The 16961-nt window shown below is 73.9% G+C and carries 13 protein-coding genes and 1 pseudogene; 10 read left to right on the top strand and 4 right to left on the bottom strand.

The genetic code is table 11. The features are described from left to right. Positions 1 to 135 precede the first annotated feature (135 nt). From AC6EXY_RS16765 to AC6EXY_RS16780, 4 genes are all read left to right on the top strand, one after another. Entirely contained in the window at positions 136 to 384 is a 249-nt protein-coding gene (locus tag AC6EXY_RS16765; protein WP_101833680.1) for a hypothetical protein, read from the top strand. 149 nt (positions 385 to 533) lie between these two features. Further along, positions 534 to 812 (top strand): hypothetical protein, encoded by a 279-nt coding sequence (locus AC6EXY_RS16770; protein ID WP_101833668.1) that lies wholly within the window; start codon positions 534 to 536, stop codon positions 810 to 812. Next, positions 809 to 2581, top strand: a complete 1773-nt coding sequence (locus tag AC6EXY_RS16775; RefSeq protein WP_243407899.1) for a hypothetical protein — start codon at positions 809 to 811, stop codon at positions 2579 to 2581. Before AC6EXY_RS16770 ends, AC6EXY_RS16775 begins: the two co-directional genes overlap by 4 nt. A 207-nt stretch (positions 2582 to 2788) precedes the next feature. Further along, positions 2789 to 6358: an AAA family ATPase gene (locus AC6EXY_RS16780; protein WP_165818568.1), complete on the top strand. Its 3570-nt coding sequence runs from the start codon at positions 2789 to 2791 to the stop codon at positions 6356 to 6358. Positions 6359 to 6382: 24 nt separating this feature from the next. On the opposite strand, the gene AC6EXY_RS16785 is transcribed toward AC6EXY_RS16780, so the two are convergent. Further along, the gene (locus tag AC6EXY_RS16785) at positions 6383 to 7150 is read right to left on the bottom strand and encodes an SDR family NAD(P)-dependent oxidoreductase (protein ID WP_101833664.1); all 768 of its coding nucleotides are present in this window, start codon (positions 7148 to 7150) and stop codon (positions 6383 to 6385) included. 107 nt (positions 7151 to 7257) lie between these two features. Next, positions 7258 to 8154, bottom strand: coding sequence for a TIGR03621 family F420-dependent LLM class oxidoreductase (locus AC6EXY_RS16790; RefSeq protein ID WP_101833662.1), 897 nt, complete (start codon positions 8152 to 8154; stop codon positions 7258 to 7260). 271 nt (positions 8155 to 8425) lie between these two features. On the opposite strand from AC6EXY_RS16790, the gene AC6EXY_RS16795 reads away from it, so the two are divergent. The 3 genes and pseudogenes from AC6EXY_RS16795 (at position 8426) to AC6EXY_RS16805 (ending at position 9922) form a co-directional block, all read left to right on the top strand. Then, on the top strand, positions 8426 to 9028 hold the full coding sequence (locus AC6EXY_RS16795; RefSeq protein WP_243407898.1) for a YdcF family protein: 603 nt from the start codon (positions 8426 to 8428) through the stop codon (positions 9026 to 9028). Between the two features lie 184 nt (positions 9029 to 9212). Next, positions 9213 to 9389: pseudogene (locus AC6EXY_RS16800) on the top strand (IS607 family transposase); the annotation flags it as partial. A gap of 140 nt (positions 9390 to 9529) precedes the next feature. Continuing rightward, positions 9530 to 9922 (top strand): RNA-binding S4 domain-containing protein, encoded by a 393-nt coding sequence (locus AC6EXY_RS16805; RefSeq protein WP_101833660.1) that lies wholly within the window; start codon positions 9530 to 9532, stop codon positions 9920 to 9922. A 240-nt stretch (positions 9923 to 10162) separates the two neighbouring features. Here the strand turns inward: AC6EXY_RS16805 and AC6EXY_RS16810 are convergent, their stop codons facing one another. Then, the gene (locus AC6EXY_RS16810) at positions 10163 to 10825 is read right to left on the bottom strand and encodes a TetR/AcrR family transcriptional regulator (RefSeq protein ID WP_133150811.1); all 663 of its coding nucleotides are present in this window, start codon (positions 10823 to 10825) and stop codon (positions 10163 to 10165) included. A gap of 371 nt (positions 10826 to 11196) precedes the next feature. On the opposite strand from AC6EXY_RS16810, the gene AC6EXY_RS16815 reads away from it, so the two are divergent. Next, positions 11197 to 12789 carry an MFS transporter gene (locus AC6EXY_RS16815; RefSeq protein WP_101833658.1) on the top strand — a complete coding sequence of 531 codons (1593 nt, stop codon included), beginning with the start codon at positions 11197 to 11199 and terminating at the stop codon, positions 12787 to 12789. Positions 12790 to 13128: 339 nt separating this feature from the next. Next, on the top strand, positions 13129 to 14862 hold the full coding sequence (locus tag AC6EXY_RS16820) for a GAF domain-containing sensor histidine kinase (protein WP_101833657.1): 1734 nt from the start codon (positions 13129 to 13131) through the stop codon (positions 14860 to 14862). 29 nt (positions 14863 to 14891) lie between these two features. Here AC6EXY_RS16820 and AC6EXY_RS16825 read toward each other — a convergent pair whose 3' ends face one another. Beyond that, positions 14892 to 16184: an ABC transporter permease gene (locus AC6EXY_RS16825; RefSeq protein WP_101833656.1), complete on the bottom strand. Its 1293-nt coding sequence runs from the start codon at positions 16182 to 16184 to the stop codon at positions 14892 to 14894. 102 nt (positions 16185 to 16286) lie between these two features. Here AC6EXY_RS16825 and AC6EXY_RS16830 point away from each other — a divergent pair, with 102 nt between their 5' ends. Further along, positions 16287 to 16922 carry a TetR/AcrR family transcriptional regulator gene (locus tag AC6EXY_RS16830; protein WP_243407897.1) on the top strand — a complete coding sequence of 212 codons (636 nt, stop codon included), beginning with the start codon at positions 16287 to 16289 and terminating at the stop codon, positions 16920 to 16922. The last annotated feature ends 39 nt before the right edge of the window (positions 16923 to 16961 follow it).

The following is a 16961-nucleotide window of genomic DNA, read 5'->3' on the forward strand; positions in this document are numbered from 1 at the left end:
TCATGTTGCGAGGGATGACGACTGCTCCTACAGTCCGCAGTGCCCGGCGTTGCCGCCGGACCGGGGCCACCGGAAATCCACGCGGCGGGAAGCCCGCGGGCCGAAAGACCCGCGCGACCGGAACGGAGCCAGATGATGACCACCGGCTGTGGGCTGAGCGCCGCGGAGCTGGCCCGGGAGCAGGGGGAGCTGCTGCCCGATCGACTGACCCTCGCGGCGGTCGAGTTCAACCGGACCGAGTTCGACCCCAGCAACTATCCGGTGAACTCGCCGGGCAGCAACAACTCCTATATCGAGAACCACTCCGAACCGGAGATCGCCTACAGCTCCGGCGGATTCGTCGAGTCGATCGTCAACGCCTGGAACTACGTGAACCAGTGGTGATTCGACCGGTTGCCGCCGCGCCGATCTGATCATCACACGGAATATCCAGCGACACGCCGGCGCCCGATACTCGCCGAAGTTTTTTTCGCCGACTAGCGTCTCCCTCGCACGCGAACGTCGGAGAGATTCAGATCCACGCGGGGGAGAGTATGCCGAAGACATCGTTTTCCACCAGTGACGCGGATCCCGCCCTGCTCGCCCTGGAAAATGCGGAGCTGCTACCCGACCGACTGACCCTGGCGACCGTGGAGATCGGCCGCCGGGAATTCGACCCGACATTCTTTCCGGTGAACTCGCCATGGTCGAACATGGGCCAGATCGACGCGCACGGCGAGCCGTCGATCCTCGGCGGCATCCTGCCGATCCTCATCTCGCTGATACCCAGCATCAACATCATTTTTCAGATCGACACCCACCACGACCGGTGACGCGACCGGCACCGGCCGGCCACGCCATCGGCCCGACGGTGCCGCCGCGGCCGCGCCGGGCCGACGGGCTGGTCCTGCTCGGCGAGTTCGCCGGTTCCGGCCTGGACCGGCCGGTCCAGCTGGCCCGCCGTGCCGACGGCCAGGTCGTCGCGCTCACCACCCTGCTCGCCCACATCCTCACGGCGGCGGACGGCGCCCGTGATGTCGCGGCGATCGCCGCCGCTGTCGCCGCCCTCGACGGCCGGGCGGTGACCGGCGCCGACGTCGCCCTGCTGGTCACCGAACGGCTCATCCCGCTCGGCCTCGTCGCGCCGGCGGACGGCGAGGCCGGCCCGGCGCCCCGGGCGGCGGCCCGGTTCACCCTGGTCGGGCGGCACACGCTGCTGCCGGCGCCGGCCGTGGCGCGGCTCAGCGCGAGGCTGGCGGGGCTGTTGCGGCCGGCGGTGATCGTCGTCTCGCTGTTGGCGCTGGTCGGTACCGACATCTGGGTGTTCGGCCGGCACAGCCTGGCCGCGAGCGCCGCGGCGGTGCTGGCGGCGCCGTCCCTGCTGGCCACGATCGTCGCACTGACCCTGCTCGGCGCGCTCGTCCACGAGTGCGGGCACGCCGCCGCCTGCCGCTACGGCGGCGCCACGCCCGGCGTGATCGGCGTCGGCATGTACCTGGTCTGGCCGGCGTTCTTCACCGACGTCACCGACTCCTACCGGCTCAGCCGCGGCGGCCGGCTGCGCACCGATCTCGGCGGCATCTACTTCAACGGGCTGTACTCGCTGGCGCTCGCCGGCGCGCTCGCTCTCACCCACGCCCAGGTCCTGGTCACCGCGATCGTGCTGGCCCATCTCGACGCCACGCGTCAGCTGGCACCGTTCGTCCGCCTGGACGGGTACTACATCGTCGCCGACCTCGCCGGGGTGCCGGACCTGTTCAGCCGGATGGGCCCGGCGCTGCGGCACACGCTGCGCCGCCCGTCCCGAGGCCGCCACCGCGACCGGGCGCGGGCGCCCGCGGTGGCGACCGGTCTCACCCGGCGAGCCCGGCTGCTGGTGACCGCCTGGGCGCTGCTCGCGGTGCCGACGATCCTGGTCAACCTGGTCGCGCTCGTCGTGTCGGCGCCGTTCGTGCTGCCCCGCACGGCACGCGCCGTGCGGGAACAGCTGGCCCCGGCCGGCCCGGCGATCCGCGACGGGCGGCTGCTGAGCGCCGCCGCCGACACGGTCGCCGCCATGGTGGTGGCGCTGCCCGCGGCCGGCACGCTGTGCGTCCTGTTCCTGCTCACCCGGACGGCGCTGCGCATGCTCCACCACCGGTCGGCTCTGGCGCGCGCCCGCCGGCGGCGGCGCCCGGCGGCCGGGCGTTCAGATGCCGGGGGTGAGCAGCGCCGCGATGCGCTGGGCGCCGCCGAGGTGCACCCGGGGCACCTCGAAGCGCCACGACGTGCCGTCCGTCAGCTGGACCACCAGCACACCGGCCACCCGGCCGCGCTCGAGATGCGCCCCCCGCACCATGGACCGGTCGGCGGCGGCGATGACCGACTCGGTCGGCTTCGGACGCAGCGCGCCGCGCCGGGCGGCGAACAGGACGACGTCGGTGGTGAAGACGCCCAGGTAGCCGAGCTGGCCGCGGGCGAGTACGGCCCCGCCGCGGTCCCCACCGCCCGCCACCGCGGCACCCACCGCGCCACCGATGGCGCTGCCGACCGTGGAACGGATCATTCCGACGGGTTCGACGAAGGTGCCCACCATGGCCGATCGGGGATGCGTCACGGGTAAGTCCTCCTGCTGCGCACTGACTCCGTCGACCCACTGGGCGTGCCGCGCTCGTGCCGCGCTCGTGCCGCGAGGGCGGGCGGCGTCGTACGGTCCGTCATCCTGCCGACAGGACGGATCGGGCGGCCCCGGACATTCCTAGGATTTCTTCGGGTGCCCCGGTTGGGGCCGCCTCGACGGGCCCCGGGGCATGGGTGGGAGTGGGCAGGGTTGGCAGACGACGGCATGGGGGCCAGCAGGACGGAGCCGACCTGTCCGGGCCGGATACCGACGGCGCTCCTCGACCGGCCGTCCCCCCAGGCGCTCCCGCACGGCGGTGCGCGGCTGGTCACCGCGCCCGACCTGGACGTCCGGTCCGGGTCGGTCGCGGGGGGCGCGGAGCCGTTCGTCGGCCGGCGCCGCGAGCTCGCGCTGCTCGCCGGGCTCGCCGAGCGCGCGGCCGCAGGACGGCGGCAGGTGGCCGTCCTGTCCGGCGAGGCGGGGATCGGCAAGACCGTCCTGTGTGAGCGGGCGGCCGCCCAGGCGGAACAGGCGGGACTGCGGGTCGTGTGGGGACGCTGCTGGCCGTACGGCGGGGCGCCGCCGCTGTGGCCGTGGCCGGCGGTGCTCGCCGAGCTCACCGGCTCACCCGACGGCCATCCGCTCGCCGCCGGGCGCACCGGACCCGCCGCCGCGCCGGAACGCTTCGCCCGCTTCCAGGCGGTCGCCGACCTGCTGGCCCGCCGGCTCACCAACCAGCCCATCATGATCATTCTGGATGACGCCCACGCCGCCGACGCCGACGCCCTGCTGCTGACCCGGTTCCTGGCCCGGACGCTGGACCGGGTGCCGCTGCTGCTCGTACTCGCCCGCCGGCCCGACGGGCAGCCCGACCCGCTGCTCGCAGACCTCGCCGCCGACGTCGAGCGGGAGGCGACCGTCATCGCCCTCGACCGGTTCTCCCTCGCCGACGCCGAGGACTACCTCGCGGCGTGGGGCGGCGCCGGCAGCGCCCCTGGTGCCCACGGTGCCCCTGCTGCCCCTGCTGCCCTTGCCGCCGACAGCGCGGACCTGGCCCGCACCGTGCTCGCCGTCACCGGCGGCAACCCGCTGTTCGTCCGGCGGCTGCTCGCGCACGGCTCGCCGCGGGCGGGTCTCGCCGGCGTGGAGCAGGCGGTCGCGCACAGCGTCGCCCGGCTCGGCGCGCGGACCCGCCGCACACTCGCGCTCGCCGCCGTGCTCGGCCGCACCGTCGCCCCGCACGACGTCGCCGCCCTCGCCGGCCATCCGCTCGACGCCGTCCTCGACGCGTTCGCCGAGGCACACCGCGCCGGGCTCGTCGAACCGGCCGGCGAGCATGGGTTCCGGTTCGGGCACGACGTGATCGTCGCCGCCGCCGAGGCGACTCTCAGCCCCGTCGAGCGCCTGGACGCGCACGCCGCCGCCGCGGCACTGCTCGGCGCGTCGGACCGGACGGACCGCCGCGCCCTGCACGCCCACCACGCGCTGCGGGCGGCGGCCCGGTCCGCCGACGACACCCGGATCGCGGTGGCCGCCTGCCGCGCCGCCGCGGAGGTCATGCGGCGCGGATCCGACTACCAGCAGGCCGCCGCGCTGCTCGACGCCGCCGTCGCCGTCTCCGACCCGTGGCCGGTCACGGCGGGCCGCGCGCGGCTGCTCGTCGAGCGGGCCGAGGCGATCCTCGCCTGCGGCCGGCTCGCCGACGCCCGCGCGGCCTTCGCCCGGGCAGCCGACGCCCTGGACACCGCCGGCAGCCTGGACACCGCCGGCAGCCTGGCAACGGCCGACGCCACGGCTGAGTCCCTCGGCGACGCCGCCGACCCTGGTCTGCTCGCCCGCGCGGCACTGGGCCTGGGCGGCGTCTGGCTCAACGAGCACCGCGACCCCGTCGTGCGACGCCGCGTGCTCGCCCGTCAACGTGCCGCGCTGGCCGCTCTGACCACGGACGGAACCACCACCGACGCCGACGCCGTGGATGAGGGGACACGCCGCCGGCACCGCGCGCTACGGGGACGGCTCGCGGTCCGCCTCGCCGGTGAGGCCGTCTACGACGGCGACTCCCCCACCGCCGCGCTGGCGGCCCTGGCGGACGTCCGGAGCCTCGGCGACGCCGCCGCGCTGGCCGAGGCGCTCTCGCTGACCCATCACGCGATGCTCGATCCGCAGCGTCTGCGCGAACGGCTCCCGCTCGCCGAGGAGCTGATCACCGTCGCGGCGGCGGCCGACGACGGGCTGCTGGCCCTGCTCGGCCTGATGTGGCGGACCGTCGACCTGTTCCACCTCGGTGACCCGCGGGCCACCCGCTCCCTCGCCGAGCTGCGCGCCCGGGCGGACACGCTCGCCTGCCAGAGCGTCCTCTACATCGTGGCGGCGATGGACGTCATGACGCTCGTGCGGGCCGGCCGGCTGACCGAGGCGGAGACGGCGGCCGGCACCTGCCTGGAGCTCGGGCTCACCGTCGGCGACGCCGACGCGACGGCCTACTTCGGCGCCCAGCTGGCCTCGATCCGCTGGGTGCAGGGCCGAGACGGGGAGCTGTACGAGCTCGCCGCCGCGGCGGCCGCCTCCCCGCAGCTCGCCGCCGGCGACTTCGCCTTCACCGCGGGGGCCGCGCTGATGGCCGCCCGCTCGGGCCGGGCGGACGAGGCCCGCGACGGCCTGCTGCGCCTGCTCGCCCCGGGGGAACGGCCCGACGCGCTGCCGACGTCGAGTTCCTGGCTGACGGGCATGGTGGCGATCGCGGAGACGGCCTGCCTGCTCGGGGAACGTGCGATCGCCGAGCGGGCGGGACGGCTGGTGGAACCGTTCGCCGACCGGCCGGTGATGCCCTCGCTGGCGGTGGCCTGCTTCGGCTCGGCTCACCGTGCCCTCGGCCTGGTCGCGCTGGCCTGCGGGGACGCCGACGGCGCGGTGCGCCGGCACGAGCGCGCGCTGGCCGCCAACCGCCGCCTGGGCAACCGCCCCGCCGCCGCGCTGTCCCGCGCCGATCTGGCCGAAGCCCTGCTCACCCGCGACGCGCCCGACGATCTGGCCCGTGCCCGCGCGCTGCTGAGCGCCGCCCGCGACGAGGCCGCCGCGATGGACCTGCCCTCCCACGTCACGCGGTGGTCGGCCCGCCTCGAGTCCCTGGCCACCGCCACGGTGTCCGACCCGGTGCGACCCGACCCCGCGCGGCCCGACCCCAGGCAGTCCGACACCGGGCAGTCCGACACCGGGCAGTCCGAAGGCGAGTCACCCACCCGGGTCGCGACGCTGGCGCGGGACCCTGACGGATGGCGCCTGCTCGCCAGTGGACGGCAGGTCATCCTGCCCGACCTGCAGGGCCTGCATCATCTCGCCGTCCTGCTGGAACGGCCCGGTGAGGGGGTGACCGCCCTCGCCCTGTGCGGGGCGAACGCGTTCGACGCCGGCCATCACGAGGTCATCGACCGCCAGGCCGCCGACGCCTACCGGCGGCGCCTGCGCGACCTCGACGAGGCCCGCCAGGACGCCGAGTCCGACGGCGAGTCCGAGCGCGCCCGCGAGCTCGCGGCCGAACGCGAGGTGCTGCTGGGACATCTGCGCACGGCCGTCGGCCTCGCCGGGCGCAGCCGGGCGTTCCCCACGTCCGCCGAACGGGCGCGCACGGCGGTGCGCAAGGCGGTCAAACGAGCCCTCGACGCCGTCACCACCGCCGATCCCGATCTCGGCGCCGAGCTGTCCGCCAGCATCGTGACCGGCCTGACCTGCCGTTACATTCCGCCGGCCGACGGCCCCCGCCGCTGGACGGTGCGGCGCTGACCCGGACCGTTCCCGTCGTTCCCGTCAGCGGGTCTGTTCGGTGGGGCGGATCAGCAGCTCGTTGACGGCGACGCGCCGCGGCCGGGTCACGATGTAGGCGATGCCGTCGGCGATGTCCTCGGCGTGCAGGTTCTCGACGTCCGCCAGGGCGCGCAGCGCCGGCTCGCGGATCTCCGGGCGCAGATGATCCGTCAGTTCGGTGGTCACCGCACCTGGTTCGACGACCGAGACCCGCACATGCCGCTGGGTGATCTCCTGGCGCAGCGCCTCCGTGAACGCGTTGACGCCGAACTTCGTCAGGTTGTAGACGCCTGCCATCGGCGTCGCCCGCCGCCCCGCGACCGAGCTGATGTTGACCAGGTCGGCCACCCGGCGCGGCCCCTCGTCCGCGGCGGCGACCAGGTGCGGCAGGGCGGCGCGGGAGACATACAGCAGGCCCCGCAGGTTCAGGTCGATCATGCGGTCCCACTCCTCGGTCGGGGCGTCGAGGATGGGGCCGAGCAGCATCACCCCGGCGTTGTTCACCACGGTGTCGAGGCGGCCGAGCTCGGCGACGGTCCGTTCGACCGCGTCGATCGCCTGGGCCTGCTCGGTGAGGTCGGCGCCGAGGGCGATCGCCCGGCCGCCCTCGGCCTCGATGTCGGCGGCCAGCGTCCGCAGCCTGTCCTCGCGGCGGGCGACGAGCACGACGGCCGCCCCCCGCCGGGCCAGCTCCCGCCCGGTCGCCGCACCGATCCCGCTGCTCGCACCCGTGACCAGCGCCACCGTTCCCGCGAGCGTATCGGCCGTCATGTCGCGTCACTCGTCCTTTCATGCAGCCGTGATCTTTCGGCAGGACGCTATGTCCTCGAGCGCACGCGAGGTCAAACCCACCGCGCCGGCCGGGCGCAACGATCCGGTCAGCCGTGGCGCACGGCGTCGATCACCGGGGCGAACGTCTCCATCGACGGCTGTAGAACGGTGAGGTAGGTGATCCCGAACCGGTCCCGGAGGTCGTGAACCTGGGCGACCATCTCGTCCGGCGAACCCGCGAGCAGCGTCGGCGCCGTCGCGCGCTCGCCGCGGCCGTCACGTCCATGCGCCGCGCCGTACTCCGCGAGCGCCGATTCCCGGCTGTCGCCGGGTGCGACGACCTGGAGCAGCAGATTCCGCTCGATGTCGACCCCACGCGGACCGGCGGCCTGCTCGTAGAAGGCGATCCGTTCCGCGAACGCGTCCGCGGACAGCAGCCGCATCCCACCGGTCGCGGTCGGATCGGCAGCCGCGCCGGTGAACGCGACGATGTCGGCCCGGCGGGCCGCCAGGCTGAGCATCCGGTCGCCGTTGCCCCCGATCAGCAACGGAACCGACCGCTGCACCGGGCGCGGCAGTCCGGCGGGGTCTGCGAGATGTGCCGCGAGCGCGTCGATCATCCGCTCCAGGTGCGCGACCCGCTCGCCGGGTGAGCCGAACGGAATGCCGGCCACCGCGAACTCGTCAGCGACGTAGCCGGTGCCGATCCCCAGTTCCAGGCGGCCGCCGACCAGCGTGTCGGTGGTCGCCACGTCCCTGGCCAGCAGGGCGGGATTGTGAAACGCTGCGTTGAGGACGAAGGTGCCGACCCGCAGGCTGGTGACGGCGGCGGCCGCGACGAGCGTGGGAAACGGCGCGGGCAGGCCCAGGTGGTCGGGCACCAGCAGCACGTCGTACCCCAGGTCCTCGGCGCGGCGCGCCGTCGCCGACCACGACGCCGGTTCCGAGACCGCCAGCATGTTCACGCCGAACCGGAACGGGCGCACAGCACCTCCCACAGGCATGTCGCTGCTCCTACGGGCGCGCTGCGCGGCCCTTCGGTCACGCCGCGCGGACACCTCTCGGCGCAGCCTACGCCCGGCCCGCCGCCCCCAGCGCGGGCCTGTGCCCAAATCGTCCGCATGGTTGGGCACGGTCGACTGCCGCTGGGAGTTGGATGGGAAAATGGCCGCGATCAGACCCCGTCACCGCCGTGCGCGGCGGCGGAGCCGATCGGCCCACGCAGGACTGGGCTGCGCGGGCCTGGGCTGCGCGGGCCTGGGCAAGGCCGTGGGCGTGGCTGCCGCGGGTGCGGCGGGAACGATCGCCGTCGCCGAGGCGCTGCACTGGCGAGCCTCCCGCCGTCATCTCGACCTCCGCCAGGGTCGACCGCGCGGCGGCGCCCAGGCCGTGATCGTCCTGGGCTTTCCGTCGGGGCGCGACGGAGAGCCGCACCCGCTGCAGCGCTGGCGTACCGAGATCGCGGTGCGGTCGCTGGCCCCGGGCGAGGACGGCCGGCTCGTCTTCACCGGCGGCGGGCCGCCCGGCGCGCCCACCGAGGCGGAGGCGATGGCCACGTACGCGCGCGAGGTTCTCGGCGTTCCAGCCGAGCGGATCCGGCTGGAGACCGCCGCCAGCACGACCTGGGAGAACATCGCCTTCGCGCAGCCGTTCGTCGAGTCGGCGCGCACCGTCGCCATCGCGTCCGACCCGTTGCACGCCGCCCGAGGTCGGCGGTACCTGCTCCGCCAGCGTCCGGACCTTGCCGCGCGGATGGTGCCGGCAGACGACTACCACCTCGGTGACCACGTGTGGTTGAAGGTGGCGACCACGGTCTACGAACTCGCCCGGCCGGTGTTGCGTCGAATGCGCGCACACCTGGAGGCCCGCGCACAGTAAATCCACAGCCCATTCACAGGAATCTCGACGCGAATCCCCGCGGAACACCCCAAGAACTCCCAGAGGTTTCGACCCGGAATCCGTTAAGGATTGCGGGTCAGAGTGTGGACCGCACGCGGCGGGTCGTCGATCCTGAGCCACCCGGATCCCGGAGCCACCCGCCGACGGCACAACAAACCAACGGAATGAGGTGGGCACCAAGGTCGGATCGGCGTTGAACGGCCATCGCCGGAAGTTCCTCGCGCTGCTACGCGACCCGCGGGTGACGACGATCGTCGTCGAGCACCGGGACCGGTTCGCCCGGTTCGGCGCCGAGTGCGTCGAGGCGGCGCTCGCCGCGTCCGGCCGGCGGCTGCTGGTCCAACTGACAGCTGCCGCTCCCTTGACCGCCGCCGTGCGAACTGGCGTCGGCCGGTGGTCCGACTCGCGGGCGGCTCAGCGGTCGCGGTCTGGTCACGCGGATCGCGACCGCGGGGCGGGCGACGTCCGTAGAGTCAGCACATGGCGTCGCCGGAGGAGTCCGCCCGGGTCGACACGTGGATCTGGTGCGTGCGGCTGGTGAAGACCCGCTCGCAGGCGACCGACGCCTGCCGGGCCGGGCACGTGCGGCTCAACGGGGAACGCGTCAAGCCTGCGCACGCCGTCCGGCCGGGTGACGAGATCCGGATCCGTCTCGCCGGGCGGGAACGGGTCGTCGTCGTCTCCCGGGTGCTGCACCGCCGCGTCGGCGCGCCGGTCGCCGCCGAGTGCTACGTGGACCGCAGCCCTCCGGTCGAGCGGGCGCCCGCCCCCGTCGTAGCCGTGCGCGACCGGGGCATGGGCCGTCCCACCAAGCGGGACCGTCGAGCGATCGAGCGCCTGCGCGGCGGCTCCCCGCACCTCGATCCCCCATGATCCCCCATGATCCCCCGCGATCCGCCCTGATCCGGCCGGCGTCCCGCCCTCCCGAGCCACGTCGTCCGAGCCTCGCCCCGCGGGACCCGCCCGCGGTCGATGAGGTCCGCCTGTTACCGCGGTAACACGGTTTCTCGCCCCTACGGTGATCGCGACCCTCTCCCATGGCACCGAAACCGCGGGCCAAAGCCACACCAGAACGCTGCCACCACCCGCCGCGCGACGCGGCTACCGCGAAGATCACAACCCCGAGACGGCCTGGACGGCCCCGGCCGGTTCCGGGATCCCGGCGGCGCCGCGGACGAGGCGTTGGGTCGCCTGGATGAGACGGTCGTCCGTCAGGCCGTAGTCGTGGCGGAACGCCCGGTCGAAGGCGTGCATCGCGGTGAAGAACAGCAGGGCGGTCGCCTCCACGTCGGCCACGCGGTAGGCGCCGGCCGCGATGCCGGCGTCGAGCAGCTCGCCGATCGCGCGGACCAGATGCCGATGCGCGGCCTGATGGCCGGCGGGGCCGGTGACCTCCAGGTCGGCCGACTCGCCGGCGGCACGAGGTCCGACGGTGTCCCCGGGCAGGTGCCGGAACAGGACGTCGTGCAGGTCCTCCTGGGCGGTGAAGCGCTCATAGCAGGCGAGGACCACGGCGTCGAGCTTGCCCGGCCAGTCGGGGCGCTCGGCGGCGGCGGCGCTGACGTCCGTCGCGAAGGCCGTGGCGAACTTCTCCTGCAGGGCGAAGACCAGCGCCTCCTTGGAGGAGAAGTACTGGTAGAAGAGGCCCTTGGACACGCCGGCGCGCCGGGTGATGTCGTCGAGCGTCGTGGCGGCGAGCCCCTTGGTCGTGAAGAGCTCGGCGCCGGCGTCCATGAGCTGCGCGCGACGCTCGACGGCAGACCTGACCCTGGACACGCGTCCTCCTTCACCCGAGCCTGTCACCCTCGATCATACAAACACGACTGACCGTCGGTCACACTATTGACCGACGGTCAGTCATCTCCCTAGGCTGTCCACGTCCTGACCGATCAGTCACCCAGGGAGCAGAGTTGCCGCAAGGAGCAGGGTTGCCGCAAGGAGCAGGGTTGCCCCAAGGAGCAGGGTTGCCCCAAGGAGCGGAGCCCGTGGACCTGGAGGCCCGCGTGGCGGCCTTCGTCGCCGATCATCCCGACACTGCGATGATCACGCTCTCCGCGCCGAGGAACGACTGATCTACGACTTTCAGCGTCACCCGCGTCTACGGCAACTTCTGAGAGCCACACACCCGAGGGGAACCAGGTACACCGATGGATCGGAAGTGGTGGACGCTGCTGGTCGTCTGCGGCGCCACGTTCATGCTGCTGCTCGACGTGACGATCGTGATCGTCGCCCTGCCCGAGATCCAGACCGGCCTGCACGCCGGCTTCGCGGACGTCCAGTGGGTCATCGACGCCTACGCGCTGACCCTGGCGTCGATCCTGCTGACCGCCGGTTCGCTCGCCGACCTCTACGGACGCCGCCTGCTGTTCACCGTCGGCTTCGCCATCTTCACGGTCGGCTCGCTGTTGTGCGGCCTGTCCCAGTCCGCCCTGATGCTGATCATCTCGCGCGGGGTGCAGGGCGTCGGCGGCGCCATCCTGTTCGCGACCTCGCTGGCGCTGCTCGCGCACAGCTTCCGCGGGCGTGACCGAGGCATCGCGTTCGGCGTGTGGGGGGCCGTCACCGGCATCGCCACGTCGCTCGGACCGATCCTCGGCGGTGTGATCACGTCCGGCATCAGCTGGCGGGGCATCTTCCTGGTCAACGTGCCGATCGGGATCGTCGCCATCGCCCTGACGCTGTGGAAGGTGGAGGAGTCCCGCCCGCCGGTGGCCCGCCGGCCCGACTGGGCCGGCTTCGCGGTACTCACCGCGGGACTCGTCGGTCTCGTCTACGGGCTGATCCGAGCGGGTGAGACGGCCTGGACGGACACCGGCGTGCTGGTCTGCCTCGGGCTGGGTGTCGCGCTGCTCGCCGTGTTCGTCGCCGTGGAGGCCCGGGTCGCCCATCCGATGTTCGACCTGTCCCTGCTGCGCACGCCGACGTTCCTCGGCGGCTCGCTGTCGGCGATCGCCATGAACGGCTCACTGTTCGCGATGTTCGTCTACCTGGTGCTGTATCTGCAGAACGACCTGGGCTACTCGGCGCTCGGCGCCGGCCTGCGGCTGCTGGTCGTCAGCGGCGCGAGCTTCGTCGCGGCGACGGCGGCCGGGCGGCTGTCCAGCGTGGTGCCCGCCCGCTGGCTGATCGGGCCCGGGCTGCTGCTCGTCGGGATCGGGCTGCTGCTCATGGGCGGCATCGACGCGGACAGCTCGTGGACGCATCTCATCCCCGGCTTCGTCGTCGCCGGGTTCGGCAGCGGCATGGTGAACCCGCCGCTGGCCTCCACCGCCGTCGGGGTGGTGGAGCCGGCGCGCTCCGGGATGGCCTCCGGCGCGAACACGACGTTCCGCCAGATCGGCCTGGCGATCAGCATCGCCACCCTCGGGTCGACCTTCGCCTCCCGGTTGGCCAGCGGCATCGACGACGCGCTGACCGGCGTGCCCGCGCTACGCGGTCAGGGCGACCGGATCGCCGACACGCTGCGCCAGGGCGACGCGGACCAGCTGTTCGCGACCACCGCGCCGACCGAGCGCGGCGCGCTGGCCCACGCGATCCACGCGGGATTCGCCGGGGCGATCAACGACCTGCTCCTCATCTCCGCCACGATCGCGCTGGTGGGTGGGGTGTGTGCGCTGGCCCTCATCCGCCGCAGGGACTTCATCGCCCATGGGCCCGCCACCGGTGCCGCCGGTCCCACCGGTGCCGCCGGTGGCACGACGACCGGCACCAGCATCTCGGGCGCCGCCGCGGCGGGCTAGATCACGGTCGGGTGCCAGGCCGGGGGTCCATCCCCGGGACGGGTCGGTCGCAACGGCTCGGCCGCCGGGGGTCGTCCGGCCCTGTGCGCCGCCGCCGCGACGGCCGACGATCGACCCAGAGGCCCGGCACGTCCGGACGGTGAGCGGGACGGGAGGCGTCCGATGGAGATCTCTGCTGGGACGGCACGGCGGGGTGGGGTTCGGGCCCCGCGGGCCCCGCGGGCCCCGCGCTGACGAACGATGCCCACCACCGACGGCTGGCCGACGCCCCATCCGGGCATCAGGGCGCCCGGGGGCCCGTTCGGGCGGCGGCCGGCACCCGGATATCCTGCCTCCCCGATGGACCCCGGCTCCCCCGCTGCGGGCGAGCCGGGACCGGCGACGCCCGGTGACCTGATCTTCCCCGCGGTCGCCCGTCTCGAGCTCGACGAACTCCTCGCCCAGCTGGTCGATCGGGCGCAGGACGTACTGTCGACCCAGGGGCGACTGCGCGGCCTGCTGCGGGCCAACCGGGTGATCACCGCCGACCTGAGCCTCGACGTGGTGCTGCGCCGCATCGTCGAGTCCGCCTGCGAGCTGGTCGACGCCCGCTACGGCGCGCTCGGCGTCATCGCCCGCGACGGCCATCTGGAGCAGTTCATCCACGTCGGCATGGACCCGGGGATCGTCGAGGAGATCGGTCCGACGCCGCGGGGCGACGGGGTGCTGGGCCTGCTCATCGCCGAGCCCGCGCCGGTGCGCCTGGACGACATCGCCGACCATCCCCAGGCGGTCGGCTTCCCCGCGGGCCACCCGCCCATGCGCGCGTTCCTCGGCGCGCCGATCCGGGTCCGCAACGAGATCTTCGGCAACCTCTACCTCACCGAGAAGCGCGGCGGGCGGCCGTTCACCGCGGAGGACGAGGAGCTGGTGCTGGCGCTGGCCGCGAACGCCGGCGTCGCGATCGACAACGCCCGCCTGTTCGGCGAGGCGCAGCACCGCCAGCAGTGGTCGCAGGCGTCGGCGGACATCACCCGCCATCTGCTCGCCGACGGCGACGATCCGCTGGAGCTCATCGTCCAGCGCGCCGGCGACGTGGCCCGCGCCGACACCACCGCGCTCGCCCTGTGCGACCCGGCGGCCGGCGCGCTGACCTACGACGTCGCCGAGGGGCACGAGGCCGATCCGCTGCGCGGCACCCGGGTGCCGATGGACGACTCGCTCGCCGGGCGCGCGGTGCGTGACCGGGCGCCGCTGGTCGTCGCGGACGTGCGGGCGCTCGGCGGCTCCGAGCTCGACGGGTTCGACCTCGGCCCGACGATGATCGTCCCGCTGATCGCGTCGCAGGTCACGTCCGGTGCGCTGGTGCTCGGCCGCCGCCGCGGCAGCGGCCTGTTCTCCGACGAGGACCTCGAGCTCGCCGCCGCCTTCGCCGCGCACGTCGCGCTCGCCCTGGAGCTGGCCCGCTCGCGGGCCGCCCGCGGTCGCCTGTCGCTGCTGGAGGACCGCGACCGCATCGCCCGCGACCTGCATGACCATGTGATGCAGCGGCTGTTCGCGGTGGCGATGGGCCTGCAGGGGCTGGCCGCCAGCGAGGGGCAGGCCGAGCGCGCCGAGCGGATGAACACCTACGTCGAGGATCTCGACGAGACCGTCCGCGAGATCCGTCAGACGATCTTCGAGCTGCGCGGGCGGTCCACTCCGGCGACGGGCAGCGGGCTGCGGGCGAAGATCCTCGGCATCATCGACGACATGGCCGACGCCTGCGGCTTCACCCCGCGGCTGCACCTGGAGGGGCCCGTCGACAGCGCGATCGACGCGACCGTCGGCGACCATCTGACCGCCGTCGTCCGCGAGACACTGTCCAACGTGGCCCGCCACGCCCACGCCAAGGCCGTCGAGGTGACGGTGACCGCCGCCGACGGGCAGGTCATCGTCGAGGTGGTCGACGACGGCGTGGGCCTCGGCCCCACGACGCGGCGCAGCGGGCTGGCGAACCTGCGCAGCCGCGCCGAGGGCCTCGGCGGCGCGTTCCTCGTCGAGCCGGGCCCGGGCGGCGGCACCCGGGTCCGCTGGTCGGTGCCGACGGGCTGAGCCGCCGGGGCCGGCCAGGCCGCCTGGGCTCAGGCGGTGCCGCCGGCCGCGGCGCCGGAGACGGCGGCGGCGTCGGTCTCCGCCTCGTCGTCGGCGAACTCGTTGTCGGCGAACTCGTTGTCGGCGAACTCGTTGTCGGCGAACTCGTTGTCGGCGAGGTCGGCGTTCTGCCGCACGGCGGTCTCCGCCGCGGAGCGGGGCTGCTCAGCCGCCTTGGACTGCTCGGCTGCCTTGGACTGCTCGGCCTGGCGGGCGGCCATCGCGGCGCCCTGGGCGGCCAGCATCATCGACACCGGGGCGCCGCGCTCGACGCGCCGCCGGGAACGGCGCAGGAAGAACGGCCGGCCGATCGCCGTGAGCACCGCGCCCGCCGCCGCGTAGCCGCCGAGGATCAGCGCGCCGCGGCCGGGGCCCGGCCCGACGCCGTAGACGATGTCGCGCAGCACGTCCAGGGCGCCGGTGCCGAGAACGTACGGGTGCAGCGCCCGGAACGGCTCGGGCATGAAGCTCGGCGGATAGGCGCCGCCGGACGCCGGGATGTTCAGGAACACGAACAGGATCAGCGCCACGCCGGTGACGAACCGGCCCAGGAAGTACGACAGGCCGTTGACCACCAGTCCGACCGCCAGGGACACGGCGAAGCCCAGCAGTAGCAGCTCCCCGACGTGCCCGTGCACAGCGCCGATGACCGGCCCGGCGAGCACCGTCCCGATCAGGGAGAACACCAGCCCGGCTCCGGCGATGATCGCCAGGCGCGTGCGGTGGGGCAGGACGGCGCCCATCATCCCCACGAACATCGCGACCATGTACGCCGGGATGATCCACACCAGGGTGATGTAGAAGGCGGACGAGCCGTAGGAGTCGTGCGCCGGCAGCGGGGCGAGGTCGTCCACGGCGAGGGTCGTGCCCTGCGCGGCCGCGAGCGGAGCGAAGGTCTGCCGGGCGAGCGACGCGAGCTGGAACTGGTCGCCGCTGGCGATCATCAGCTGGGCGGGCCGGCCCGGCGCGCCCGGGGTGTACGCCCCGGCCAGGTCGCCGTCGCGCACGTCGGCGCGGGCCGCCGCGGGCGAGTCGGCGACCGTCACGGCCAGCGCGCCGTGGGAGGACTGCTCCAGCCGGTCGGCGAGGGCGGCGGCGGCCGGTCCGGTGCCGACCACGGCGACCCGCACGTCCTTCGGCGTCGGCTGGTGGAAGGCGTTCACGTAGCAGAGGCAGAAGACGATCACGAACAGCAGCGGCAGCCACAGCTGGAGACCGATCATCTGCACCGCTGGCGACAGCCGGGAGTACTGCCGTCGATAGCGCATCCCGAGCGACGTCATGAACCACTTCTTTCGAGAGGGAGCGACATCGGGACTCTAGCCCAGATATGAGACTGAGTCCAACTTTCGAATTGTGATGCCACAACTGGTATCCTCGAGGGCGTGATCACACCTTCCGCGGCCCCGCCGGACGGCGTCCCCCCCACCCCGGGCGCCGGCACCGACCTGCGCAGCCGGACGAGGCGCGCGCTGCAGGCGGAGATCACGGCGATCGCCTTCGACCTGTTCGACCGGCAGGGCTTCGAGGCGACCACGATCAACCAGATCGCCGCCGCGGCGGGCCTGTCCCGCAGCAGCTTCTTCCGCTACTTCGCGACGAAGGAGGACGTCGTCCTGCTCGGCGTGGAGGAGCGCGGGCTGGTGCTGCGCGACGCGCTGGCCGCCCGGCCCCCGGACGAGACGCCCTGGCAGGCGCTGCGCCGAGCCCTCGAAGTGATCGTCAGGCTGAACAGCGAGAATCCCGACCGGGTCCTGCGGCTGTCCCGGATGATGGTCGAGACCCCGTCGCTGCAGGCCCGCCAGATGCAGCGGGAGGACACCTGGGCGCGGCTGCTCGCCCCGGAGATCGCCCGCCGGCTCGGCCTGTCCCCGCAGGACACCACCGACCCGCGCCCCGGCGCGCTCGCCTCGGCCGCCCTCGGCTGCTTCCACGCCTCGATGCGGGTCTGGCGGGAGTCCGGCGGCAAGGCCGACCTCGCCGCCCTGCTCGACCAGGCCATGTCCGCCCTGAGTACCTGATGGTCCTCAGTACCTGATGACCCAGTGCACCTGACGGCC

The sequence above is a fragment of the Frankia sp. RB5 genome (assembly GCF_059816245.1).